At 61.5% G+C, this 22,540-nt stretch carries 23 protein-coding genes, 1 tRNA gene and 1 other RNA gene; 10 read left to right on the top strand and 15 right to left on the bottom strand.

Going from position 1 to position 22,540, the window contains the following annotated elements:
• Window positions 1-208 precede the first annotated feature (208 nt).
• The 5 genes from C9E81_RS21210 (at window position 209) to C9E81_RS21190 (ending at window position 4,520) form a co-directional block, all read left to right on the top strand.
• Window positions 209-451: a BolA/IbaG family iron-sulfur metabolism protein gene (locus tag C9E81_RS21210; protein ID WP_122114361.1), complete on the top strand. Its 243-nt coding sequence runs from the start codon at window positions 209-211 to the stop codon at window positions 449-451.
• 86 nt (window positions 452-537) lie between these two features.
• A complete protein-coding gene (gene grxD / locus C9E81_RS21205; RefSeq protein WP_122114360.1) occupies window positions 538-900 on the top strand; it encodes a Grx4 family monothiol glutaredoxin in 363 nt (120 codons plus the stop codon).
• Window positions 901-1,063: 163 nt separating this feature from the next.
• Entirely contained in the window at window positions 1,064-2,020 is a 957-nt protein-coding gene (locus C9E81_RS21200; protein ID WP_122114359.1) for a TAXI family TRAP transporter solute-binding subunit, read from the top strand.
• Between the two features lie 59 nt (window positions 2,021-2,079).
• Complete coding sequence (locus C9E81_RS21195) at window positions 2,080-4,164, top strand: TRAP transporter permease (protein ID WP_122114358.1); 2,085 nt, start codon at window positions 2,080-2,082, stop codon at window positions 4,162-4,164.
• A complete protein-coding gene (locus C9E81_RS21190) occupies window positions 4,161-4,520 on the top strand; it encodes a DUF1850 domain-containing protein (protein WP_122114357.1) in 360 nt (119 codons plus the stop codon). The genes C9E81_RS21195 and C9E81_RS21190 overlap by 4 nt, the downstream gene beginning before the upstream one ends.
• Before the next feature lie 7 nt (window positions 4,521-4,527).
• Here the strand turns inward: C9E81_RS21190 and C9E81_RS21185 are convergent, their stop codons facing one another.
• The 3 genes from C9E81_RS21185 to C9E81_RS21175 form a co-directional block, all read right to left on the bottom strand.
• Complete coding sequence (locus tag C9E81_RS21185) at window positions 4,528-5,073, bottom strand: phage holin family protein (RefSeq protein ID WP_122114356.1); 546 nt, start codon at window positions 5,071-5,073, stop codon at window positions 4,528-4,530.
• A gap of 10 nt (window positions 5,074-5,083) precedes the next feature.
• A complete protein-coding gene (locus C9E81_RS21180; protein ID WP_122114355.1) occupies window positions 5,084-5,485 on the bottom strand; it encodes an ElaB/YgaM/YqjD family protein in 402 nt (133 codons plus the stop codon).
• A gap of 215 nt (window positions 5,486-5,700) precedes the next feature.
• A tRNA-His gene (locus C9E81_RS21175) sits at window positions 5,701-5,777 on the bottom strand.
• Between the two features lie 103 nt (window positions 5,778-5,880).
• On the opposite strand from C9E81_RS21175, the gene C9E81_RS21170 reads away from it, so the two are divergent.
• Window positions 5,881-6,099 carry a DUF6324 family protein gene (locus tag C9E81_RS21170; RefSeq protein WP_122114354.1) on the top strand — a complete coding sequence of 73 codons (219 nt, stop codon included), beginning with the start codon at window positions 5,881-5,883 and terminating at the stop codon, window positions 6,097-6,099.
• Here the strand turns inward: C9E81_RS21170 and C9E81_RS21165 are convergent.
• On the bottom strand, window positions 6,080-6,517 hold the full coding sequence (locus C9E81_RS21165) for an MmcB family DNA repair protein (RefSeq protein WP_122114353.1): 438 nt from the start codon (window positions 6,515-6,517) through the stop codon (window positions 6,080-6,082). The two genes, C9E81_RS21170 and C9E81_RS21165, sit on opposite strands and share 20 nt — an antisense overlap.
• 136 nt (window positions 6,518-6,653) lie before the next feature.
• Here C9E81_RS21165 and ssrS point away from each other — a divergent pair.
• Window positions 6,654-6,811: non-coding RNA, 6S RNA (ssrS, locus tag C9E81_RS23725), on the top strand.
• Between the two features lie 173 nt (window positions 6,812-6,984).
• On the opposite strand, the gene C9E81_RS21160 is transcribed toward ssrS, so the two are convergent.
• The 6 genes from C9E81_RS21160 to C9E81_RS21135 form a co-directional block, all read right to left on the bottom strand.
• On the bottom strand, window positions 6,985-7,914 hold the full coding sequence (locus C9E81_RS21160) for a DUF481 domain-containing protein (RefSeq protein WP_122114352.1): 930 nt from the start codon (window positions 7,912-7,914) through the stop codon (window positions 6,985-6,987).
• Window positions 7,915-8,454: 540 nt separating this feature from the next.
• The gene (gene nusB / locus C9E81_RS21155) at window positions 8,455-8,931 is read right to left on the bottom strand and encodes a transcription antitermination factor NusB (RefSeq protein ID WP_122114351.1); all 477 of its coding nucleotides are present in this window, start codon (window positions 8,929-8,931) and stop codon (window positions 8,455-8,457) included.
• Entirely contained in the window at window positions 8,928-9,479 is a 552-nt protein-coding gene (locus C9E81_RS21150; protein ID WP_122114350.1) for a 6,7-dimethyl-8-ribityllumazine synthase, read from the bottom strand. The genes nusB and C9E81_RS21150 overlap by 4 nt, the downstream gene beginning before the upstream one ends.
• 5 nt (window positions 9,480-9,484) lie before the next feature.
• On the bottom strand, window positions 9,485-10,603 hold the full coding sequence (gene ribB, locus C9E81_RS21145; protein ID WP_122114349.1) for a 3,4-dihydroxy-2-butanone-4-phosphate synthase: 1,119 nt from the start codon (window positions 10,601-10,603) through the stop codon (window positions 9,485-9,487).
• On the bottom strand, window positions 10,593-11,126 hold the full coding sequence (locus C9E81_RS21140; protein ID WP_243698757.1) for a hypothetical protein: 534 nt from the start codon (window positions 11,124-11,126) through the stop codon (window positions 10,593-10,595). The genes ribB and C9E81_RS21140 overlap by 11 nt, the downstream gene beginning before the upstream one ends.
• A gap of 55 nt (window positions 11,127-11,181) precedes the next feature.
• On the bottom strand, window positions 11,182-11,787 hold the full coding sequence (locus C9E81_RS21135) for a riboflavin synthase (protein ID WP_122114347.1): 606 nt from the start codon (window positions 11,785-11,787) through the stop codon (window positions 11,182-11,184).
• A gap of 291 nt (window positions 11,788-12,078) precedes the next feature.
• On the opposite strand from C9E81_RS21135, the gene C9E81_RS21130 reads away from it, so the two are divergent.
• The 3 genes from C9E81_RS21130 (at window position 12,079) to C9E81_RS21120 (ending at window position 16,690) form a co-directional block, all read left to right on the top strand.
• Window positions 12,079-13,440, top strand: a complete 1,362-nt coding sequence (locus C9E81_RS21130) for a capsule biosynthesis protein (RefSeq protein WP_425010679.1) — start codon at window positions 12,079-12,081, stop codon at window positions 13,438-13,440.
• A 137-nt stretch (window positions 13,441-13,577) separates the two neighbouring features.
• Window positions 13,578-14,669: a polysaccharide biosynthesis/export family protein gene (locus C9E81_RS21125; protein WP_122114346.1), complete on the top strand. Its 1,092-nt coding sequence runs from the start codon at window positions 13,578-13,580 to the stop codon at window positions 14,667-14,669.
• An 8-nt stretch (window positions 14,670-14,677) separates the two neighbouring features.
• Complete coding sequence (locus C9E81_RS21120; protein ID WP_122114345.1) at window positions 14,678-16,690, top strand: capsular polysaccharide biosynthesis protein; 2,013 nt, start codon at window positions 14,678-14,680, stop codon at window positions 16,688-16,690.
• 59 nt (window positions 16,691-16,749) lie between these two features.
• Here the strand turns inward: C9E81_RS21120 and ribD are convergent, their stop codons facing one another.
• The 5 genes from ribD to rpoD all read right to left on the bottom strand — a co-directional run bounded on the left by ribD (window position 16,750) and on the right by rpoD (window position 22,451).
• The gene (gene ribD, locus C9E81_RS21115; RefSeq protein ID WP_122114344.1) at window positions 16,750-17,733 is read right to left on the bottom strand and encodes a bifunctional diaminohydroxyphosphoribosylaminopyrimidine deaminase/5-amino-6-(5-phosphoribosylamino)uracil reductase RibD; all 984 of its coding nucleotides are present in this window, start codon (window positions 17,731-17,733) and stop codon (window positions 16,750-16,752) included.
• Between the two features lie 23 nt (window positions 17,734-17,756).
• Complete coding sequence (gene nrdR / locus C9E81_RS21110) at window positions 17,757-18,221, bottom strand: transcriptional regulator NrdR (protein ID WP_122114343.1); 465 nt, start codon at window positions 18,219-18,221, stop codon at window positions 17,757-17,759.
• Window positions 18,222-18,413: 192 nt separating this feature from the next.
• Window positions 18,414-18,833: a secondary thiamine-phosphate synthase enzyme YjbQ gene (locus tag C9E81_RS21105; protein WP_122114342.1), complete on the bottom strand. Its 420-nt coding sequence runs from the start codon at window positions 18,831-18,833 to the stop codon at window positions 18,414-18,416.
• Window positions 18,830-20,317, bottom strand: a complete 1,488-nt coding sequence (locus C9E81_RS21100; RefSeq protein ID WP_122114364.1) for a DNA recombination protein RmuC — start codon at window positions 20,315-20,317, stop codon at window positions 18,830-18,832. Before C9E81_RS21100 ends, C9E81_RS21105 begins: the two co-directional genes overlap by 4 nt.
• Before the next feature lie 154 nt (window positions 20,318-20,471).
• On the bottom strand, window positions 20,472-22,451 hold the full coding sequence (rpoD, locus tag C9E81_RS21095; RefSeq protein WP_122114341.1) for an RNA polymerase sigma factor RpoD: 1,980 nt from the start codon (window positions 22,449-22,451) through the stop codon (window positions 20,472-20,474).
• Window positions 22,452-22,540 lie beyond the last annotated feature (89 nt).

Here is a 22,540-nt window from a genome sequence, read left to right as displayed (position 1 = left end):
TTCCTACAAGGCAGCCGGTCAGCGCTGCGATATTTGATGTCTCCGCCCTGCCCGGCTGCCGGCCCTGCTGGTCTGCGGTGACATTTCTGCTTTGCGCCGCATGCGACAATTCTGGATGGTTGCAACAGTGGATATCCCGATCCAAGCCGCCCTTGCGGGTCATCGGGGCTTCCCCTACATCTGTAGTCAACGGCAGAAGGAAACCCATATGGCAATGGAAGCCCATGACATCGAAGCGCTCATCCGCGCCGCATTTCCCGACGCGCAGATCTCGATCACCGATCTTGCCGGAGATGGAAACCATTACGCGGCCGAGGTGATCGACGAAAGCTTCCGTGGCAAGAACCGGGTTCAGCAGCAACGCGCGGTCTATGCGGCGCTTCAGGGCAAGATGGACGGCCCGGCAGGAGAATTGCATGCGCTGGCGCTGACCACCAAGGCCCCCGACTAGCAGATGCGGTCCCTGCCCCGTATATCAAAGCCTATCTTGACACAATCCGCCGAAACAAGCGGATACCCGACCGGAAGGACAACGCAATGAGCGATGTGACGACGCAAATCCAGGACACGATCGATGCAAATGACGTCGTGCTGTTCATGAAGGGCACCAAGGAAATGCCGCAATGCGGTTTTTCCAGCCGTGTCGCCGGCGTCCTGAACTATATGGGGGTCGATTATCGGGACGTGAACGTGCTGGCCGACGATGCCATTCGCCAGGGCATCAAGGAGTTTTCCGACTGGCCGACCATTCCGCAGCTTTACGTCAAGGGCGAATTCGTCGGCGGTTGCGACATCATCACGGAAATGACCCTGTCGGGCGAGCTGGATCAGCTTTTCGACCAGAAGCAGATCGGCTACGACCGGGACGCCGCCAACAAGATCCGCGAAGCGAACGCCTGACGGACAGGATGTCGGGCCGGAACAAGGGCGTCTGCGATCCGTCGCGGCGCCCCTTTTCATGCGGTTTTCCACAAGTTTACATGGCCCGGCGATTTTGCTTTTTGACGGGGGCAAGCTGCCGGTCTAATCTCCGGCCATCAAACAAGTTCCAAGGGAGGATTTCATGACCATTCGCGCAAAAGTCGCGGCATGTGCTGCCGCGCTGGCTTTGGGTGCGGCCCCGATCACGGCGGGAGCACAGGAATTCATCAATATCCTGACCGGTGGCACCTCGGGGGTATATTATCCGGTCGGTGGCGCCCTGTCGAAGATATATACCGACGGCATTCCCGACGCGAAGGTTCAGGTGCAGTCCACCAAGGCCAGCGTCGAGAACCTGAACCTGCTGCAGCAGGGCAAGGGAGAACTCGGGATCGCACTTGGGGATTCGGTGAAATTCGCGGCGGAAGGCAATGCCGATGTCGGTTTCCCGCAACCGCTGGACAAGCTGCGCGGCATTTCCGCCATGTATCCGAACTTCATCCAGATCGTCGCCAGCGAGGAATCCGGCATCAAGACGCTCGCGGATCTGAAAGGCAAGGCGCTGTCCGTCGGTGCTCCTAAATCCGGGACCGAACTGAATGCGCGGGCGATCCTGGAAGCGGCAGGCATGAGCTATGACGATCTGAGCAAGGTCGAGTATCTGCCCTTTGCGGAATCGGTCGAACTGATGAAAAACCGCCAGCTTGACGCGACATTGCAATCCGCAGGTCTTGGCGTGGCATCGCTAAAGGACCTCTCGACCTCGATTCCGATCACCGTGGTATCGGTTCCCGAAGAGGTTGCTGCAAAACTGGGCGCGCCTTATGTCGCCGAAACCATCCCCGCCAATACCTATGACGGTCAGGCTGAAGACGTGCCGACCGTCGCAGTCATCAACTATCTGGTAAGCTCGGACGCTGTCAGCGACGATCTTGCCTACGAGATGACCAAGCTGATGTACGAAAACCTGGACGACCTGAAAGCCGCCCATGCCGCGACTGCCAGCATCGATGTCAAAAATGCGCTCAAGGGTATGCCGATCCCGGTGCATCCGGGTGCGCAGCGCTATTATGACGAAGTCGGCGTCAAGGCCGAGTAAGGGTAACGAATATCTGGGCCGGGAATATTCCCGGCCTTTCTTTCATCAGGATCAGAAACATGACCGAAGCGCAGCACCCTGCCCCTGCGGGCGATACGGATTTGGGCCTTCACGATCCACTGGCCGAAAGCTTCCCCACCGGGTTTCAAGGCCGGATTCTTTACTGGATCGCGGTGGCGTTCTCACTTTACCAGATTGCCATTGCAGCACATATCGTGAATCTTTCCAGTCAGATACAGCGCGCCCTGCATCTGGGATTCCTGATGCTGCTGTGTTTCCCGCTGCTGGCCGCGTTGCGCAATCACGGGCGGGCGGGCAACGTTGCCGCGTGGATCATGGCGGGGCTTGGCGTCATCGTCGCGGGCTATCAATGGGTGGAATATGTTCCACTGATGATGCGCTCGGGCTCGCTGAACCAGCTTGATGTCGTCATCGGAATCATCGCGCTGGCCACGACATTCGCCGCCGCATATGTGGTCATGGGCCCTGCCCTGCCCCTCGTCGCCGGAGCCTTCCTGGTCTATGCGCTGTTCGGCGAATATTTCCCCGGCCCCCTTGTCACCCGCGGTTATGACCTCGCGCAGGTAGTCGAGCAGATGAGCTTTGGCACCGAGGGCATCTATGGCACCCCCCTTTATGTTTCGGCGACCTATATCTTCCTGTTCATCCTGTTCGGCGCATTTCTGGAAAAGGCCGGAATGATCAAGCTGTTCACGGATGTCTCACTGGGCATGGTCGGCCATCGCATGGGCGGCGCGGCCAAGGTCTCGGTGGTCAGTTCGGGGCTGATGGGCACGATATCGGGCTCGGGCGTGGCCAATGTCGTCACCACCGGGCAGTTCACCATTCCACTGATGAAAAGCTTCGGCTATCGTCCGGCATTCGCCGGCGGGGTCGAGGCGACGGCGTCGATGGGCGGGCAGATCATGCCGCCGGTCATGGGCGCGGTGGCCTTCATCATGGCCGAAACCCTCGGCGTCGCCTATGTCGAGGTCGTCCGCGCCGCGATCGTCCCCGCGATCCTTTATTTCGCCTCGGCCTTCTGGATGGTCCATCTGGAGGCGGGCCGCCGTAACCTGCGCGGGATGGCAAAAGACGAGTTGCCCTCGGCCTTCAAGGCGCTGCGCGAGGGCTGGTACCTGATCCTGCCGCTGGCGGTTCTGGTCTACCTGCTGTTCTCGGGCTACACACCGCTTTTCGCGGGCACCATCGGGCTTGCGTTGACGATGATGCTGATCCTTGGCGCGTCGGCGGCGCTTGGACTGCCCTCGGCACTGCTTCGGACGATCTTCTGGATCGGATTGGGGCTGGTCGCGGCGAGCTTCCTGAAATTCGGCAATAACGCGCTATGGGCCGGAATCGCCGCCCTGCTGGTCTGGAACGCGGTCAGTCAGGGCGGGCGCGCGACGATCCGGCAGGTCGTGGACAGCCTTGCCGAGGGGGCCAAGACCGCCCTGCCCGTCGGTGTTGCCTGCGCGCTGGTCGGCGTGATCATCGGCACCATGACCCTGACGGGGGCCGCCAATACATTCGGCCTCTATATCGTCTCGGTGGGTCAGAACAGCCTGTTCCTGTCGCTGGTCCTGACCATGCTGACCTGCCTTGTCCTGGGCATGGGTATCCCGACCATCCCCAACTACATCATCACCTCGACCATTGCCGCCCCTGCCCTGCTGGAGCTGGGCGTGCCGCTGATCGTCAGTCATATGTTCGTCTTCTATTTCGGCATCATGGCCGACCTGACGCCGCCCGTGGCGCTGGCCTGCTTTGCCGCGGCCCCGATCGCCAAGGAGGGCGGTTTCAAGATCAGTCTAGAGGCGCTGAAGGTGGCTGCGGCGGGCTTCGTGATTCCCTATATGGCAATCTATACTCCCGCCCTGATGCTGCAGGATGGCGGGGCTCTGGCCGAATCCATCGGCTATGCGCCTGCCGTTGCCTATATCGTCGTAAAATGCGTGATCGCCATAGGTCTCTGGGGGATTGCAGTCATCGGCTGGCTACATCACAATCTGGCCATATGGGAGCGTGTTCTGGCTGCCGTTGCCGCGTTTACCCTGATTGCCGCCATGCCGATGACCGATGAGATCGGCTTGGTTCTTGCTGCCATATTCGCGTTCTTGTCATGGAGGAAATCGCGACGATGAATGGTTGCCTGCTGGCCGGAATGATGACCATCGCCCTGCATGGCGCGGATTTCCGGTTGGAATGGACCCATTCGGTCGAAAAGGTGGCATGGCGCGAATACTGGCGGATCGAGGATGACGGGCTTGAACTGACCCGGGCTGCGGTCAAGGGATCGGGCGCGGGAATGGAGCCCGGCGAAGACGCGGAACTGAAGAATGGCTGGTGGGTCTGGAAACCGGATCTGCCGGTGCAGCCGCAACTGTCCCTTGCCGCCAGCGGGGCGACTGACGGGGCATGGCGCATCTGCGACCGGAACAATTGCCGCAAGATCGGCGAGGCGCCGGGGCCGCCGATCATCCTGCGCCCCTGCCCCTGAGCCTCGCTCAGGCCGGATCGTCGTCCTCGTCCCGCCCGCGTCGCAGCCGGGATGCCAGAACGGCGCCAATGGCAAATGCCGCCAGCAGCTTGACCATACTGCCCGTGTTGCTGTTCGCGGCGGCGGAAAGCCTTTGCTTGCCCCGGGCCGCCTTTCGAGCCGTCTTGCCCGCGCCGCCCATGAGGGAGAACAGCTTGCTCTCGGCCATGCCCATTACCCGCGCGGCCTCATTGCGGGCGCGTTCGGTCGCCGCATCCGCCGCGAGATTGACGTGCGTATCCACCTCGCGCTTCAACTCGTCGGTGGTCGGCATGGGGTGACGCGGATTCTTCGCCATCAGAAGGATGAACATTCCGATCACCACGAAACCGCCGCCAATCGCCAGCGATGCCAGCGCCGCACCCCATTCCAGCCCATAGGCAAGCCAGATCCATAGCGCTGCAACCAGAAACCCTGCCCCGGCCGCAATCACGACACCGGCCACGATCTTCATGGTCGAACGCCGCAGGGCGTCTCCTAGCGCAAGCTGAAGGCGCCGGGTATAATCGAACATGCGCCCGGCCTCAGCGGCGCGACAGGATCAGGCCGACCAGGAAACCGATACCGGCGGCGACCCCCAGGGACTTGGCGGGATGGCGGCGCACCAGTTCGGACAGGTCGTCATAGCGGTCCTCGGCGTAACGGGCGGCCTCGTCGGCCTTGCGGTGGCCCTCTTCGTAAAGCCGTTCGGCTTCGCTCCGGGCCCGTTCGGCATATTCGCGGCCAGCTTCACGGGCCGTTTCGGCAAATTCGGCCCCACGCTCGCGCAGCCGCCCGGCTGCCGCGTTATCGGACAGTTTCTCCAGCGTTTCGCGCCCATCTTCCTTGATCTTGCGCGCACCTTCCTTCAGATCCTCCCGCGCTTCGCGAGCGGCGGCCTTGGCGTCGCGCTTGACGCCCTCTGCGGTATCGGTCCGGTCAGCCATAAGAGAATCCCCTTTCGGTGTCTTCGTTTACCTTCGCCAATTCAACACCTCAGTCAATTCTTTGTTCCGCCTGCCTTACGATGGCAACGGGACGGCCTCTGACCGGCGATGGCAGAAGCAACGGGTTCGCCGGCATCCATGGAGGGCGAGATTCCAAAATCCCGAGCCGCAACTCAGTGCGGCTAAAGCAAGCTCATTCCTATCGTTGATTTTGATGGTACCGCCTCCCCGGCTTGAACGGGGGACCTCTGGATCCACAATCCAGCGCTCTAACCAACTGAGCTAAGGCGGCCCGGATGCGTTCTCTAAACCCGGTAAGCGGCGGTTGCAAGCCCGACTTGCCGGGAAATTCGCGACAGGCTACAGAAAGCTTTCCGAATACGAGGGTCAGGACCGTGAGCATCAACAGTCAAAGCGAAACAGCCGCCAATCTGCAGGTCGGGCCGACGGATCAGGGAATGGTGCGCATCTATGTCGAGGCCGAGGGCGTGGATCTGCCGCTGGATTTCGAGCCCGAGGAAGCCACTGAAATCGCCGAGGAGCTTCTGGCTGCGGCAGAAGCGGCACGGACAATGGGCGCAAAGGGTGGCAAGTCTAGAAAACCCCGCCGCTGAATGCCAGGGGATCGATACTACCCTGCAATCGCAACGCCGCTGCACGGGCAAAATCGCGCGTGACCTTGGCGCGCCTGGCACCGGCAAGGCGTGTCTCGGGTGACATGCGAAGTATTTCCGCACCATAAGGATCCGCCAGGATCAACCCGCTCTGCTCGGGCAGCAATTCCTGTGGAAAATCGGCATCAACCGCCCAGAAATACCTATCGCACCATTCCAGATAGCCCTGCCATTTCCGGTCACTGGCGAAATCTGCCCGGCAGCTTTTGCATTCGATGATCCATAGCTCTCCCTTTGGGCCGAGGCTGATCACATCGACGCGCAGGCCACGCTTGGGGGTGAATTCAGTCAGCACGGCGTGGTCCATGCTGCGCAGCATCCGCGCAACCCCGCGTGCCAGACGTTGCCCCGGCGCCATGGGTAAGGAGGGTGAGGCATGATCCATCCGCCAAATATAGAACAAAGCAAAAACATTTGGCAACCACCCTGCCCTGCGGAAATAAGATCGCATGACTTGAAAGCCGGAGCGCAGCGCCTTATTTGTCCGTTCTGGCGGGTTTCTGCTCTTCTCGCGAGCGGCCATTTTTCCACTGGCCTATAACTTTTCCGAGGGGGCTGGCTCTGTCGGGGCCTTGGTCTCGTTATCCGGCGCCCACCTGGTCATCCAGGCTTTCGGGAAATCTCGAGCTGCCGCGGTTGCTGCGGTTCCCGCCACAAACATCCCGCCCCGCCTCCAAGGCAGGGCGGGATTTTTATTGCGAAGCGGCGGGGATTCGATCCGGCCGGTCCACTGTTTTCTGCCTCATGCCGATGGCCGGCCACATAAAAAAGAAGGACGGGTTTGCACCCGCCCTTCCCAGAGAGACTACTGATCAGAGGGAACGATCAGAAGCCGTAAACGACCGCAACGCCAAGAGTGTTGTCGGTGCGGATTTCACGCTCTGACTGATACTCGGTGGTGTAGCTGAGACGGGTCGCCAGCTGATCCGACATCTTGAAGTTGACGCCGAATTCGTTGGTCAGCACGTCACCGCCCTCGTCCGAGGTCAGATAGTCGGTGTCGTTGGTGATGAAGATCATGTCGTTGAAGCGGTGATAGACGCGCGACGACGCGATGTAACCGACTTCGGTGTTCGAGTTGTCCACACCGGGGATATTGCGCTGGTCGGCCCAGTACTGATAACCGGTCTGGGTATAGCGAACGCCGACACCGGCCTGAACGCGCCAGGTGGTGGTGTCGTTATTGATGATGCGGTAACCCGGACCGAAGCCAAGGAAGCCATCGCGGCGCAGATCGTCATCTTCTTCCGTATCGCGGGCGTTGTCATTCGCGTTGTCAACGCCATCGACCAAGCTGTCGATGTTAAAGCGGCCCAGGGCGAAGGCATAGAAGCGATCGTTGAAGTAGTACTGCGCATCATAGATGGCGGCGACTTCTTCCTTGTCCTTGTTGCCCTGATCGTCCTCGCCGAACTCGATCGACAGGCCGACGCTCTGGGCGAAGGGCGCCTGGTTGTGCTGGATACGGCCAGCCAGGGCAAAGTCCTGGTTCTCGACGTTACCGGTGCGGCCGGTATAGCTCAGCGACATGTTGCCGAACAGGCCCTGACGGCGGTCCGAGGGACCGAAGCGGTCGGGATCGGCCGAACGCTCGAAGCTGTCTTGCACGGCATCCTCGATATCGGTGATGCTTTCGTCCACATCTGCAACGCCGGTCGCGCTGGCACCCGTCGCGATTTCGGTTTGGGCGAAGGCCGGAACCGACAGCGCGGTCAGGATGGCGGTCGCGCCGCTGAGAAGAGTAATTTTTTTCATCTGTGAATCCTCATTGGCTGAGTTTCATGTTCCTGACCCCATCCGGGTGCCAGTGCATCTCTGCTGCTGGTGAAATAGCTGCGTGTTTCCCGGGTTCAAAGTCCCCCCGGAGAACATCAGTTCTTCTCGAAAATGTGATAGTTACTGATCCCGATCGGGCACGGCATAAAAATGCCGAAACATTCCTGTGATGGAACAAAACGAGAAACATGCAGAATGTGCAGCAAGGTCCTGCACAACACGAAAATATCGTGTCGAGCTAAACAGAACAGTTCAAAAAAATGTATGATTCTTAATGAAACATTTATGTGACTGCACAAAAAACAGGCAGTTCGTGGTGATATCTTGCCAAGCAGAACTGTTGCGCAATCGACACGCGACAACTCCGCACTGCAGAAAAATGAATACAAGTTTACCGATCTACGTGAGCTTCAGGGAAAGCTTCACATAACAAAACGCGACTCGATACTGCACATGGGGCGGTTCGGCATTGCGGCACGGCGGAAACCGGGGCGATCAACCACCGGGCCGCTTCTGCCTTCAACCCGCCGTGTCACCGAAAGCTTCGGGGCGCAGACCGCGTGCAACATGGTCCAGCACCGCGTTTACGAATTTCGGTTCGCGCCCATTCGGAAAGAACGCCTCCGCCAGCCGGACATATTCGCTGATCACGACCTTGGGCGGAGTGACCGGGGTGGCCAGTTCGGCCCCCGCTGCACGGAACAATGCCCGCAATACCGGATCGATCCGGTCGATGGGCCATTTCGCCACCAGACCACGATCGGTCGCCTGGTCAATCCTGGATTGCCACGTCACCGCATCGTCAACAATACGCGAAAACAGCTTGTCATCGGCTTCGGGGTGGTGCCCCTCCTCGTCATCCGCACCGATCCTGAAATTGCGGAACTCGCCCATGACCCGGTCGGCAGACTGGCCTGCGGCCTCCATCTGGAACAGGGCCTGCACCGCGTATAACCGGGCGGCGCTGCTCAATGCACGTTTGTCTGGCTTGCTCATGTCCGGGGCGATCCCTCCAATTGTCCGGCCAGGCGGATCACGTCTAGATCCTTGCCGGGACCGCCGGGATCGTCCCGCTTGCGCCATTTGCGGGCCAGCGCCACCAGGTGCAGCGCCGCTGCGGCTGCTCCGCCGCCCTTGTTCTGCTTCGCCGGATCAGCCCTCACCTCGGCCTGGGCCATGTTCTCGACCGTCAGGATGCCGTTGCCGATCGCCAATCCCTGCAGGCCCAGAAGCGTCAACCCGCGCGAACTGTCATTGCAGACCGTGTCGTAATGCGTCGTCTCGCCCCGGATCACGCAGCCAAGCGCGACATAACCATCGTAATTCGCCTGCCGTCCGGCGATGCCGATCGCGGTGGGAATTTCCAGCGCCCCCGGCACCTCGACCAGATCGATGGCCGCGCCGGCCTGCTCCGCCGTCGCGCGGGCCCCTGCCACAAGATTATCGGCAATCGCCTTGTAGTAAGGGGCAACCACGATCAGCAGCCGCACGGGCGTGTCGAATTTCGGCAGGTCAAGCTGGTAATGCTGGGTGTGCGAGGCCATTTGCGTCAATCCTTGGGGATAGGCCGGGTGGAATGGATCGAAAGCCCGTAGGCGTCAAGGCCCACCACCTTGACCGGCGCCGAATTGGTCACGAGGATCAGTTCCGACAGCCCGAGCGCCGACAGGATCTGCGCACCAAGCCCGTATTGACGCAGCGTATGCGGCCCGGTTTCGCCCGGCTGCGGCAACGCGTTGCTCAGGTCGCGGATCAGCACGACGACGCCCCTCCCCTCTTCGGCGATAACCTGCATGGCAGAGCCGAGGCTGCCGGCATCCTCGCGGCCGATCCCCAGCACGTCATGCAGCGGATCCAGCGCATGCATTCGGACCAGCACCGGCTCCGGCCCGGTCAGGTCGCCCTTGGTCAGCACGATATGCTCGGCGCCTTGCGTCTCGTCCGCGAAGACGCGCATCATCCAGTCGCCGCCATGAATCGAGCGCACCGCCCGCTGCGTCCGTTCGGCAATCAGGTTGTCGTGGCGGCGGCGATAGCGGATCAGGTCGCTGATGGTGCCGATCTTCAGCCCGTGCCGCTGCGCGAAGGCCACCAGGTCGGGCAGCCGCGCCATGCTGCCATCCTCGTTCATGATCTCGCAAATCACTCCCGACGGATTCAACCCTGCCAGGCGGGCGATATCCACCGCCGCCTCGGTATGCCCGGCGCGGACCAGCACCCCGCCCTCGCGGGCGCGAAGCGGAAAGACATGGCCCGGCGTGGCAATATCCGCCGCGCCCTTGCTCGGGTCGATGGCGACGCTGACGGTGCGGGCCCGGTCATGCGCACTGATGCCTGTCGTCACGCCCTCGCGCGCCTCGATGGACATGGTAAAGGCGGTTTCATGACGTGAGGAGTTCCGGGGGCTCATCAGCGACAATCCCAGGGCATCGATCCGTTCGCCCGGCAACGACAGGCAGATCAGCCCGCGCCCATGGGTGGCCATGAAATTGATCGCGTCCGGGGTCGCCATCTGTGCGGGGATGACCAGATCGCCCTCGTTCTCGCGGTCCTCGTGATCGACAAGGATGAACATGCGCCCATTGCGCGCGTCCTCGATGATCTCCTCGATGGGAGAGACCGCTTCGGACAGTTCGTTTTCGACCGGGCCGGGCTTTTCATACTGCATGGCACTCTCCCGTGAAATATTGCGTGCCGGTGATGAAACCGGCCAGCCCGCCTGCCGCCATCAGTTCGCGCTCGTGATCGGTTTCCCCGATCATCAGCACGGCATCGCCCGGCAATCCCTGCGCCTTCAGCCATGCCTTGGCCTCGGCCCGCATCTCTCCCCACCGGCTGCCGAAGGGCGGCAGGCTGCGGGCGGATACCGCGGAAATCCGTTGCCCCAGCATCTCTGCGTCCAGCCCCGGCCCCGCCCCGAGATGCCGGCATGCGGCGAGAACCGTCAGCTTGTCCGCCCGTGCCTGAGCCAGGGGCTGACCGTCGCGGAACACCCCAAGCGCGTTGGAGGAAAACAGAAAGGCGACCAGGTCGCGCCCGGTCGTAGCGCGCACGCCCGCATAGGTCTTGTAATTCAGTCCCAGAGCCTTGGCGCGACGCACCCGCGTCCGCACGACCTCGACCGGCAGGACCGGCAGCAACTCCGCCCGTGCGCGGTGCCAGCAATGCGCGCGCCAGGTCGTCGATCCCATCGACGGGCCGCCATTATGTCCAATTCCTACGCCCATATCGCTGCCCAAACCTTGCCTACACCTTTGCCGCATCCGTCTCTGCCAGCCGCGCGACATAGCGGGCCAGCGTGTCGATCTCGAGATTCACCATATCGCCCACCGCGATGTCGCCCCAGTTGGTCACCTGCTGCGTATGCGGGATCAGGTTAACGCCAAACCGGTTATCCTGCACCTCATTTACCGTCAGGGAAGTGCCGTTCAGCGCCACCGATCCCTTGGGCGCGATGAAGCGTGCGAGCGCTGCAGGTGCGGCGAATGTCACGCGCAGGCTGTCGCCTTCGTCACGGAGTTCCTCGATCTCGGCGACTCCGTCGACATGGCCGCTGACGATATGACCGCCCAACTCGTCCCCGACTTTCAGTGCCCGTTCGAGATTCAGCCGCCGGCCGACCTGCCAGCCATTCGCGCCGATATTGGTCTTGGAGATCGTTTCGGCCGAAATATCGACATCGAACCAATCCTCGCCCTTGGCGATCACGGTAAGGCAAATGCCATCGCAGGCGATCGAGGCGCCGATATCCACACCGGACATATCGTAATTACAGCCGATCCGCGCGCGCATATCGCCGCGCATCTCGACATTCCGAACCAGTCCAATATCGGTGACAATGCCGGTAAACATGCCCTACTCCGTTTTAGTCATGCTCTGCACTAGGGTATCGAAAACGCCCGCGCAAGGTAAGGAAACGGCAATCCGTCGCCGGGTGGCAACGCCGCGATCCAGATTTTACTGGCATTGAAGCCCTCGACATGCAAAATATCTGCCAGTTCATTGTATCAATTGCTTGCAGGATGTTCACAATCTGCGGGCGCGTTCATGGCTAGTTTATTGTGCCGGTCGATCGTAGGCAGTCAGTCGTTGTTAACAAGTTCGTTGTAGCTAATTCCCGTAGCAAAAGAATTTGGGGCCAGAATGTTTCACGTCAACCTCGAACAGCCCTTGCCCGTCGAGATCGATGAGAAAGATATGGGCCCCCCCCAGCTACCGGCAGCTTTGGACAAGCGTGTCTTTCTTTTGCTTCAGGGGCCGCATGGCCCGTTTTTCGATCGCCTCGCACGTATCTTGCGGGATGCGGATGCAGAGGTCTGGCGCTGCGGGTTCAATGCCGGCGACGAATATTTCTGGTCCGACAAGAACCGTTTCATCCGGCATGCCGGATCATTGCAGGATTGGCCGGGTCATCTCGACCATATCCTCACCGAAAAGAATGTGACCGACATCGTGCTGTATGGCGATGTCCGCCCGGTTCATGCGATCGCACGCGATGCAGCGGTACGGCGGGGGCTGCGCCTCCATGTCTTCGAGGAAGGATATCTCCGGCCTTACTGGATCAGCTACGAACGCCAGGGCTCCAACGGAAATTCGGCGCTAATGCAGATCCAGCTTGCCGAGATGCGGACCGTGCTGCGCGACACCATGAACGAAATGCGGCGACCTCCGGCGCATTGGGGCGATATGCGCCATCACAAGTTCTACGGGGCATTCTATCATTTCCTCGTCCTTGTCGCGAACCGCGCCTATCGCAACTATCGCAGCCACCGGGCCATCTCGGTGATGCGCGAATTCCGCCTGAATCTGCGGCGTTTCCTGCTGGCGCCGGCGCATAACATTGCGACCGCGACCCGGTGGCGCAGGTTCCGCCGGGCGGGCTGGCCCTATTCACTCGTCCTGATGCAGCTGGAGCATGATTCGAACTTCCTGGGGCATTCACCCTTCTCCAGCAATGCCGATTTCATTGAAACCGTAGTGGCCGAATTCGCCCGCAACGCGCCCAGGCACCATCACCTGATGTTCAAGGCGCATCCGCTCGAAGACGGCCGCGCGGGCAACCGGACCGCGATACGGAATGCGGCTGCGCGTCACGGGATTTCCGACCGGACCCATTACATGCGCGGCGGCAAGCTTGCCGTGCTGCTGTCGCAGGCCTGCTCGATCGTGACGGTCAATTCCACCTCGGCGCAACAGGCGTTATGGCGCAACCTGCCGGTCAAGACCCTTGGGAACGCGATCTACAACAAGCCGGGGCTAGTTTCCGACCAGACGCTCGCCGATTTCTTTGTCCGGCCCGATCCTCCCGACCCGAAAGCCTACAGGGTCCTGCGGGACTACCTGCTGCAGACCAGCCAGGTTCCCGGCGGCTTCTATTCGGAACGCTCGCGCGCCCATGCGCTGCGAATCGTCAGCGATATGATCCTGGCGCCCGAGGATCCCTATCAATCGCTGGCCTCCGGACGTATTACACTTCGGCAACAGATCACCGATATCGACAGTTGATCCACAACTCTTTGTGGTCATGAGCGCTCGTAGCCGCTAGGTTGCAAGCAACTCCGCCTTCAGGGCGGGGCAAGGATAAGAACACAGGAGCTATCGAGGTGACAGGTCTCATAAACCGTAAACCAGCAGTGCGCATAATGGCGATCACTGCGCTGGCCCTGTTGACGGCCTGTGGTTTGCCACGTTCCGGCCCAACCAAGAAAGAGATATATACCGGAGCGGTCGAGCGGGGCGGAAACGCCCAGATCATTTATGTCAACGAACATGTGACGCGTGCCGCGAATTTCAGCCCGAGCTACGGCTTTTCGCAAGCGTTCCGTTCGGCCGCGGCCGTCGGCGCGGACGAGATCCGGCCCGGCGACGTGCTGGGGTTGTCGATATGGGAAAATGTCGATGACGGTCTGCTTGCCTCGCTCGGGTCGAGTTCGACCCAATTGCAGGAAATCCAGGTCGACAGCGCGGGTTATATCTTCGTGCCTTATGCCGGACGGGTTCGCGCGGCGGGCAACAGTCCCGATCAGCTGCGCCAGATCATTACCGACCGGCTGAGCCAGCAGACCCCGGATCCGCAGGTCACGGTTGCCCGTGTCGCAGGTGACGGCGCCACCGTCTCGGTAATGGGTAAGGTCGTGTCGCAGGGGGTCTTCCCGATCGAACGTCCAACCCGGACCCTTTCGGCAATGCTCGCCAAGGCGGGCGGCGTCGCCATCGAACCGGAGATCGCGGTGGTCACGGTCAAGCGCGGCAATGAAAGCGGAAAGGTCTGGCTGACGGATCTCTACTCCGCTCCTTCGAACGACATCGCGCTGCGCCCCGGTGACATCATCCTGGTCGAAGAGGATCAGCGCAGCTTTACCGCGCTTGGCGCGCTTGGCGGACAGACCCGGGTGCCTCTGGGCAACGAAATGATCAATGCCGTCGAAGCCATCGCCATGGTTGGCGGTCTCAGTTCGAACCTGGCCGACCCGACCGGTGTGTTCATCCTGCGCGACGAACCGGAATCCGTGGCGTCCAGGGTGCTGGGCAAACCGGTCGTGGGCACGCAACGAATGGCCTATGTGCTGGACCTGACGCGTCCGAACGGTTTGTTCCTGGCCCGCGACTTCCTGATCCGCGACGAGGATACCGTCTATGTGACCGAAGCGCCCTATGTGCAGTGGCAGAAAACCATCGGGGCGATTACCGGTGGGCTTAATTCGGCAAATTCCGTATCGAATCTCGGAAACTGATCTGAACGATGACAAGACCCGATATGCCGGCCGCCGGGGAGATACCTCGGCGGCTTTTCGTCTATAATGGCGGGTTCTGGTTCAAACCGCGATTGAAACGGATCCTGGAACTCGCCGGATGGCGGCTCGCGCTTGGCCTTCCCAAAGCGGGTGACAATGTCGGGATCTGGGGCGCCAGTCCGACGGCATGGCGGGGGCGGGTGATCGCCGGGCGGCGTGGAGCAGGCATCGTTTCGGTGGAGGACGCCTTTCTGCGATCTGTCCTGCCGGGGCGCGCGAAGAGCCATCTTGGCCGGCGCGGTCCTCTGGGTCTGCTGATCGACCCGGACGGTCTGCATTTCGACCCGGGCCATCCTTCGCGGATCGAGAGATTGGCAGCATCCGCAGCGGCTGCCGAACTGACCGACGCGGCGCGCGACGGGATCGCCCGGCTCCGTTGGCTGGATCTGTCAAAATACAATACCCATAGGCGCGATGTCATCCCGCCCAGGCCGGGCTATATCCTGGTGATCGATCAGACCCGGGGGGATGCCTCGCTGATGGGTGCGGGCCGCCCCCGGTTCCTGGAGATGCTGGATGCCGCACGGCAGGAAAACCCCGGAGCGCGAATCGTGGTTCGCGCGCATCCGGAAACATCCGCGGGCCTGCGTGCGGGCCATCTGACCGCAGAGGATTTGCGCCCGAACGAGGAATTCTGCGACGCGCCCGTTTCCCCGTGGATGCTGGTCGACAATGCCGATGCGGTTTATGCCGTCAGTTCGCAACTTGGTTACGAGGCGCTGCTGGCCGGGCATCGTCCAAGGCTTTTCGGTCAGCCATTCTATGCCGGGTGGGGGCTGAGCGACGATTACGCCCCGCTGCCCGAAAACCGCCGGGGAACCGTCACAAGAGAAGCATTGTTCGCTGCCAGCCATCTGCTGGCGCCTGTCTGGTATGATCCCTGCCGCGATCGATTGACTGATTTCAACGGTGTCGTGGACCAGCTCGAAGCCGAAACGCGCGCCTATCGGCAGGATCGGGATGGTCATCTGGCCTATGGCATGCGGTTGTGGAAACGGCACTCGCTTGCCCGCGTATTCGGGAACGGGCGGGGAGTGCGTTTTACCGACAAGCCTTCGGACGGCGTGACGCTGGCCTGGGCGGGAAAAGCGGCACCCGTCCCTGGGGCCGTCCGGGTCGAGGATGGATTTCTTCGCTCGCGCGGATTGGGCGCCGCATTGGTCCCCGCCCTTTCGCTGGTCGCCGATGACCTGGGCATTTACTACGATCCCACCCGCGAAAGCCGGTTGGAGCGGTTGATTGCCGAGGGACTGCCCCCCGGAGGAGAAAAGCGGGCGCAAGCGCTGATCCGGGCGATCCGCGCGGCTGGATTGTCGAAATACAACCTGCATGGAGCCGCGCCCGATCTGCCGCAGCGGGACGGCAAGCGCATGATCCTGGTTCCGGGACAGGTAGAGAACGACGCCTCGATCCGCCTTGGCGCCGGAGCCGAGAAAAGCAACCTTGCCCTGTTGGAGCGAGTGCGGGCGGAGAACCCGGATGCCGTGCTCATCTACAAGCCGCATCCCGATGTCGAGGCGGGTTTGCGCCCCGGGCTCATTCCTCCGGAGGATTTGTCACGGCTGGCCGATGCCGTGGTCCGGAATGCAGATCCGATCGCCTTGCTGGAACAGGTTGACGAGGTCTGGACAATCACCTCGACACTGGGATTCGAAGCCCTGCTGCGCGATGTGCCCGTCACGGTGCTTGGCGCGCCGTTTTACGCCGGTTGGGGGCTGACATGTGATCTGGGGACGGTTCCGGCCCGGCGGCGGGCACGCCCGGATATCGCGGGTCTGGCCCATGCCTGCCTGATCGCCTATCCCCGCTATCATGATCCCGTCTCGGGACTGCCCTGCCCGGTCGAAGTCGCGATGGAGCGTCTTCTGGAAGCCCGTGCGATCAGAGGAGGGCCGCTTCTGAGATTGCTGGCCAAGGCGCAGGGGGCATTGGCGGGGCATGCATGGCTCTGGCGGCGATAGAAGATCCTTCAGCCAGATACCGGCTTCAGGTCCCGAATTTGTGGAAACGCTGCAGGTCCCTATGCATCGATGCGCAGCCACCGGTGGAAAAGATCGCCGCCCACCCGGCATGTTTCGACCAGCTGAAAACGCCCCCCTTCCGCAAGGCGCTGCAATTCCAGCGCAGCGATTGCCGGCCGGCCGTCGCCACCGATGATCAGCCCGGCAGTATAGCCGACAAGCTGATCGACCAGCCCGGCACGCAGCAAACTTGCCGCCAGATTCCCGCCGCCTTCACAGAAAACCCGGGTGATGCCGCGCGCTCCAAGCTCTTTCATCACATCGACGATCCCGCCCGACATCTGCCAGAGAGGTCCGAATTCCGGCCCTTCGGGAGGCAGTTCGGGTATAGGGCCGTTCGAGAGGATGACGCGGACGGGCTGCCTGGGCGCACCCATGCCCCGGACGTTGAGCGACGGGCGGTCCGCCCGCGCCGTTCCGCCACCGACCATGATCGCATCATGGATCAAACGAAGCCCGTGGGAATGACGGCGCGCGGCCTGCCCGGTAATCCATTTGCTTTCACCGCCCGCCGTTGCGATGCGACCGTCAAAACTGGTGGCGAGCTTAAGCGTCAGGAATGGCCTGCCGTGAAGCTCGCGCATCAGGAAACCGGCCTGCAACTGGCGTGCTTCGGCCTCGCCGACACCTTCCGTGACCTCGATCCCCGCAGCCCGCAGGATGGCGTGACCACGCCCGGCAACGCGCTGATCGGGATCGGTCTGCGCGGTGACAACACGGGCGATTCCCGCCCTGACCAATGCTTCGGCACAGGGCGGCGTGCGGCCATGATGGGCACATGGCTCCAGCGTCACATAGGCTGTCGCGCCGCGCGCCAGTGGCCCGGCCTGCGCCAGAGCGACAGGTTCGGCATGCGGGCGCCCGCCGGGTTGGGTCCAGCCGCGACCGACCACCCTGCCCTCGCGGATCAGCACGCAGCCGACCGCCGGGTTCGGCCAGCTATTCCCCAATCCGCGCCGCGCCAGTCGCAGCGCATGCGTCATATGGGTGATATCTTGCGGGGGGCTCACTCGTTCAGACTGTCGGGACGAAGTTCCGAAACGAATTTGTCGAAATCGTCCGCGTCCTGGAAATTCTTGTAAACGCTGGCAAAGCGCACATAGGCGACATTATCGATCCGGGACAGCGCTTCCATCACGATCTCGCCGATCATCTTGGACGGGATATCGGTTTCGCCGGTGCTTTCCAGCCGCCGGACGATCCCCGAGATCATCTGTTCGATACGTTCAGGCTCTACCGCGCGTTTCTGCATGGCGATGCGGATCGAACGGGCCATCTTGTCGCGATCGAAATCCTCGCGCTTGCCATTCGATTTGACGACGACCAGGTCGCGAAGCTGAACACGCTCATATGTGGTGAAACGGCCGCTGCAGGCAGGGCAGAAACGCCTGCGCCTTATGGCGACATTGTCCTCTGCCGGACGCGAATCCTTAACCTGCGTATCGTTATTTCCGCAAAACGGGCAGCGCATATTATGGTCCCCTCGGCCCCGAATTTCGCATCCACTATAGGAAACATGGCAGGGCTTGGGTAGCGTTATCCACAGGCTACAAAATGCAGAATCGTGCAACTGTGACAGGAAAGCCGCGACCGGGCTGTCAATCCTCCATGATTTCAAGAGGTTTTGGAAACTGCCGATGGGGACAGGCAGGATTTCAACCCGTCAGCAGGACTGAAAAACAGCCGCGACCTGTCGTGAATGCGGGGCACTCCGATGCTCGACAAGATAGAGCCCTTGCCACTGCCCCAACTGCATCCGCCCGTGTTCCACCGGGATTTGCAGGCTGACCGGCAGGATCGCGGCTTTCAGATGAGCGGGCATATCGTCCGGCCCCTCGTGGCGGTGGGTGATCCAGCCCATCGAAGGATGATCGGAGGGCGGGGCGAGCCGGTCCAGCCATGCCAGCAGGTCCCGCTGAACATCCGGATCGGCATTTTCCTGTATAAGCAGCGAACAAGATGTGTGCCGCACCAAAAGCGTCAGCACACCGTCGGAAGGTGCCGTCTCGAGCCAGGTCCTGACCTCGGCGGTGAATTCATAGCATGCGGGGCCGCTGGTCCGGATCAGAAAGGTCCGTTTCATTCCGCCGCCCGCCTGTTCCCGTCGGGCGAATCCAGTGCGGGAGTATCATCGCGGTCATGATCGAGAGCGATCTTCTTTTGTGTCCGCGCCCCGAGTTCGCGCAGCATTTCGACCTGCCGGATGACATTGCCGGACCCGCGGGTCAGCCGGTCCATCGCTTGTCCATGGGCACGCCCGGCCTGATCCAGCGATTTGCCTACCGCCTCCATGGATTCGACAAAGCCCGCAACCTTGTCGTAAAGCTGCCCTGCCCTGCGCGCGATCTCCAATGCATTGGTTTCCCGCCGCTCGACCGCCCAGATATGCTCGACGGTGCGCAGGGTCAGCATCAGCGTGGTCGGGGTGGTCAGCCCTACCCCACGCTCCAGCGCAAAGCCGGCAAGTTCGGGATCGGTGCGCAAAGCCTCGGAAAAAGCGCCTTCGATGGGAATGAACATCAGCACGTAATCCACCGAGTGATCGTCCATCCGGTGATAACCCTTTTCGCCCAGGGTCAGGATATGGCTGCGGATCGCGGCGACATGCCGGCGCAGGGCAGCCTCGGTCTCGGCCGGATCCTCGCTGTTCACCGCGCGCTCGTAATCATTCAGCGAAACCTTGCTGTCGATCACCATCAGCTTCTGACGCGGCATCCGGACCACGACATCGGGACGCCAAAGCCTGCCATCCTCGTCACGCCAGCTTTCCTGGATATCGTAATGAGTTCCGGATTCCAGCCCGGATTTCTCAAGTATTCTCTCCAGAATCATCTCGCCCCAGGCACCCTGACGCTGCTTTTCCCCCTTGAGCGCACGGGTCAGGTTCACCGCTTCGCGCGAGATTTCCTCGGAACGCTTGTGAAGGGAGTTGATCTGTTCGCGCAATCGTGCAGATTCCTCGTCCAGCACCTTGTTTCTGGTCTGTAATTCTGTCTGAAACCGGTTCACCTGCTCGCGAAACGGGGTCAGCAGCGTGTTAAGCTGCTCATTCTGGACCTTTTGCATATCCGCCCCCTGCACGCGCAGGGTTTCTGCCGCCAGCAGCTTGAACTGCCCGGTCATTTCGTCGCGCAGTTCGCGCAATGTCGCGATTTCGCGTTCGGCCGCCTCCCGGTCCTTTTCCGCGCGCAGCCGAGCCTCGGCCAGTTCGGTCCTGATATTCGAGATCTGCTGCCGCGACTGGTGCAGCGCGTCGGTCAGTTCGTCGCGTTCTTGAGACAGTTCGGCAATGCGCGTATTCTGCCCTTCCAGCCGGACATCCTGCTGGCCAAGACGCAGTTCCTGCGCATGCAACCGTTCGCCAAGCTCGGACCCCCGCCGCTCCAGCCCGGCGATCACATCGGCGTCGCGATGCCCCGATTGCCGCAGCATTGCCGCGTCGCGGCGCCAACGGATGGCCAGAAGCCCCAGCAACAGCAAGACAACGGCCAGAATGGCCAGCAAAATCTGAACCCGCCCGAGATCGCTGAACCAAAGACCGATTTGCACGCCCAAGCCTTGCGGCATCATTCCCCCTGTCAGTGAAGCCGGATGTTTCGGCAGTGTTCACTTTTTGTGCCCATCACGCAACCCGGCAGTTGCATAAAACTGAAACGACCGGATGCCTTCGCACCCGGTCGTTTCACATCGAAAATCCGCGCCTTTTGCAGCGCCGGAATGACTACTGGTCCAGAAACGACCGTAATTTCCGGCTGCGTGAGGGATGTTTCAGCTTGCGCAGGGCCTTGGCCTCGATCTGGCGGATCCGTTCGCGGGTCACGCTGAACTGCTGCCCCACTTCTTCCAGTGTGTGGTCGGTATTCATGCCGATGCCGAAACGCATCCGCAGAACCCGCTCTTCGCGCGGAGTGAGGCTGGCCAGAACGCGGGTCGTGGTTTCCTTCAGGTTTTCCTGTATGGCGGAATCCAGCGGCAGGACGGCATTCTTGTCCTCGATGAAATCGCCAAGCTGGCTGTCCTCCTCGTCGCCGATCGGGGTTTCGAGGCTGATCGGCTCCTTGGCGATCTTCATCACCTTGCGGACCTTTTCCAGCGGCATCTGCAGCTTGTCGGCCAGTTCCTCGGGAGTGGGCTCGCGGCCGATCTCGTGCAGCATCTGGCGGCCGGTGCGGACCAGCTTGTTGATCGTCTCGATCATATGGACCGGGATGCGGATCGTGCGGGCCTGATCGGCGATAGAGCGGGTGATCGCCTGCCGGATCCACCATGTCGCATAGGTCGAGAACTTATAGCCGCGGCGGTATTCGAATTTATCCACCGCCTTCATCAACCCGATATTGCCCTCCTGGATGAGATCGAGGAACTGCAACCCGCGATTGGTGTATTTCTTGGCGATCGAGATCACCAGCCGGAGATTCGCCTCGACCATTTCCTTCTTGGCCTGACGCGCCTCTTTCTCGCCGCGCTGGACCTGGCTGACGATGCGGCGGAATTCCTGGATATCCACGCCGACATATTGCCCGACCTCGGCCATGTCGCTGCGCAGTTTCTCGACCTTGTCGCGGGACCGTTCGAACAGGGCCTGCCAGCCGCGGCCGGATTGCTGCGTCATGCGCTCGACCCATGTCGGGTCCAGTTCGGCGCCGCGATAGGCCTCGATGAATTCGCGCCGGTTAATGCGGGCGGCGTCGGCCAGCTTGACCATGCCACTATCAATGGTGACGATCCGGCGGTTGATGCCATAAAGCTGATCGACCAGCGCCTCGATCCGGTTGTTGTGCAGATGCAGCGAATTGACCAGCGTCACGATCTCGCTGCGCAGCTTCTGGTAGTCGGTCTCGGCGGCAGCGGAAAAGCTGTTATCCTCGTTCAGCGTGGCGGACATGCGCAGATCCTGCATATCGGCCAGCTTTTCGTAATCGCGGGCGATGATATCCAGCGTTTCCAGGACCTTGGGTTTTAGGCTGGCCTCCATCGCCGCAAGCGAAAGATTGGCGCCGTCATCGTCGTCATCGTCGTCGCTGACGATGGGATTGCCATCGGCATCCAGCTCTTCCTGCTGCTTCTGCTCGGGCTGGGCGGGGGCACCGTCGACGGCGGGGGCGAGGACGTCTTCCTCGTCATCCTCGCCGTCCATCGACTGGCCGAAAGTGGTTTCCAGGTCGATCACGTCACGCAGCAGGATCTCTTCTTCAAGAAGCTCGTCGCGCCACATGGTGATGGCCTTGAAGGTCAGCGGGCTTTCGCAGAGCCCGGCGATCATCGTGTTGCGGCCGGCCTCGATGCGCTTGGCGATGGCGATCTCGCCCTCGCGCGAGAGCAGTTCGACCGAGCCCATCTCGCGCAGATACATCCGGACCGGGTCATCGGTGCGATCGAGCTTCTCGGTCTCGGTTGCGGCGACGGCCACCTCGCGCGAACCGGAGCCGACCGGCACGACGGCGCCGCCTTCGCTATCCTCGGCTTCTTCCTCGTCCTCGATGACATTGATGCCCATCTCGGAAAGCATCGACATCACATCCTCGATCTGCTCGCTGCTGACCTGCTCGGGCGGCAGAACGGTGTTGAGTTGATCATAGGTGATATAGCCGCGCTCGCGCGCCTCGGCGATCATCTTCTTGACGGCGGCCTGGCTCATGTCCAGAGAATGGGCGTTCTCGTCCTTGTCGGTCTTGTCTCGTTCTTCGTCCTTGGCGGCCATCCATGGCTCCTTCTCAGGGCGGTCATTCGCGGGCCTCGTCCGCGAATCAGGGGAAAGAATCGGTTACTTTTATCGCGCCTCCCGCGCGA

It is taken from the genome of Paracoccus alkanivorans, assembly GCF_003697785.1.
Classification (GTDB): domain Bacteria; phylum Pseudomonadota; class Alphaproteobacteria; order Rhodobacterales; family Rhodobacteraceae; genus Paracoccus; species Paracoccus alkanivorans.
This window is presented reverse-complemented; position numbering and strand designations above follow the sequence as displayed.

Bases quoted from the DNA above. Each gene is read 5' to 3' on its own strand.
- rpoD (WP_122114341.1), bottom strand. From the start codon at position 22,451: ATGGCCGCCAAGGACGAAGAACGAGACAAGACCGACAAGGACGAGAAC.
- C9E81_RS21130 (WP_425010679.1), top strand. From the start codon at position 12,079: ATGTTTCACGTCAACCTCGAACAGCCCTTGCCCGTCGAGATCGATGAG.
- C9E81_RS21200 (WP_122114359.1), top strand. From the start codon at position 1,064: ATGACCATTCGCGCAAAAGTCGCGGCATGTGCTGCCGCGCTGGCTTTG.
- nrdR (WP_122114343.1), bottom strand. From the start codon at position 18,221: ATGCGCTGCCCGTTTTGCGGAAATAACGATACGCAGGTTAAGGATTCG.
- C9E81_RS21180 (WP_122114355.1), bottom strand. From the start codon at position 5,485: ATGGCTGACCGGACCGATACCGCAGAGGGCGTCAAGCGCGACGCCAAG.
- C9E81_RS21160 (WP_122114352.1), bottom strand. From the start codon at position 7,914: ATGAAAAAAATTACTCTTCTCAGCGGCGCGACCGCCATCCTGACCGCG.
- C9E81_RS21210 (WP_122114361.1), top strand. From the start codon at position 209: ATGGCAATGGAAGCCCATGACATCGAAGCGCTCATCCGCGCCGCATTT.
- grxD (WP_122114360.1), top strand. From the start codon at position 538: ATGAGCGATGTGACGACGCAAATCCAGGACACGATCGATGCAAATGAC.
- C9E81_RS21140 (WP_243698757.1), bottom strand. From the start codon at position 11,126: ATGGGATCGACGACCTGGCGCGCGCATTGCTGGCACCGCGCACGGGCG.
- C9E81_RS21125 (WP_122114346.1), top strand. From the start codon at position 13,578: ATGGCGATCACTGCGCTGGCCCTGTTGACGGCCTGTGGTTTGCCACGT.
- ribD (WP_122114344.1), bottom strand. From the start codon at position 17,733: ATGACGCATGCGCTGCGACTGGCGCGGCGCGGATTGGGGAATAGCTGG.
- C9E81_RS21195 (WP_122114358.1), top strand. From the start codon at position 2,080: ATGACCGAAGCGCAGCACCCTGCCCCTGCGGGCGATACGGATTTGGGC.
- C9E81_RS21190 (WP_122114357.1), top strand. From the start codon at position 4,161: ATGAATGGTTGCCTGCTGGCCGGAATGATGACCATCGCCCTGCATGGC.
- ribB (WP_122114349.1), bottom strand. From the start codon at position 10,603: ATGCAGTATGAAAAGCCCGGCCCGGTCGAAAACGAACTGTCCGAAGCG.
- C9E81_RS21120 (WP_122114345.1), top strand. From the start codon at position 14,678: ATGACAAGACCCGATATGCCGGCCGCCGGGGAGATACCTCGGCGGCTT.
- C9E81_RS21150 (WP_122114350.1), bottom strand. From the start codon at position 9,479: ATGGCCTCGCACACCCAGCATTACCAGCTTGACCTGCCGAAATTCGAC.
- C9E81_RS21100 (WP_122114364.1), bottom strand. From the start codon at position 20,317: ATGCCGCAAGGCTTGGGCGTGCAAATCGGTCTTTGGTTCAGCGATCTC.
- C9E81_RS21165 (WP_122114353.1), bottom strand. From the start codon at position 6,517: ATGGCGCCGGGGCAACGTCTGGCACGCGGGGTTGCGCGGATGCTGCGC.
- nusB (WP_122114351.1), bottom strand. From the start codon at position 8,931: ATGAGCAAGCCAGACAAACGTGCATTGAGCAGCGCCGCCCGGTTATAC.
- C9E81_RS21135 (WP_122114347.1), bottom strand. From the start codon at position 11,787: ATGTTTACCGGCATTGTCACCGATATTGGACTGGTTCGGAATGTCGAG.
- C9E81_RS21185 (WP_122114356.1), bottom strand. From the start codon at position 5,073: ATGTTCGATTATACCCGGCGCCTTCAGCTTGCGCTAGGAGACGCCCTG.
- C9E81_RS21105 (WP_122114342.1), bottom strand. From the start codon at position 18,833: ATGAAACGGACCTTTCTGATCCGGACCAGCGGCCCCGCATGCTATGAA.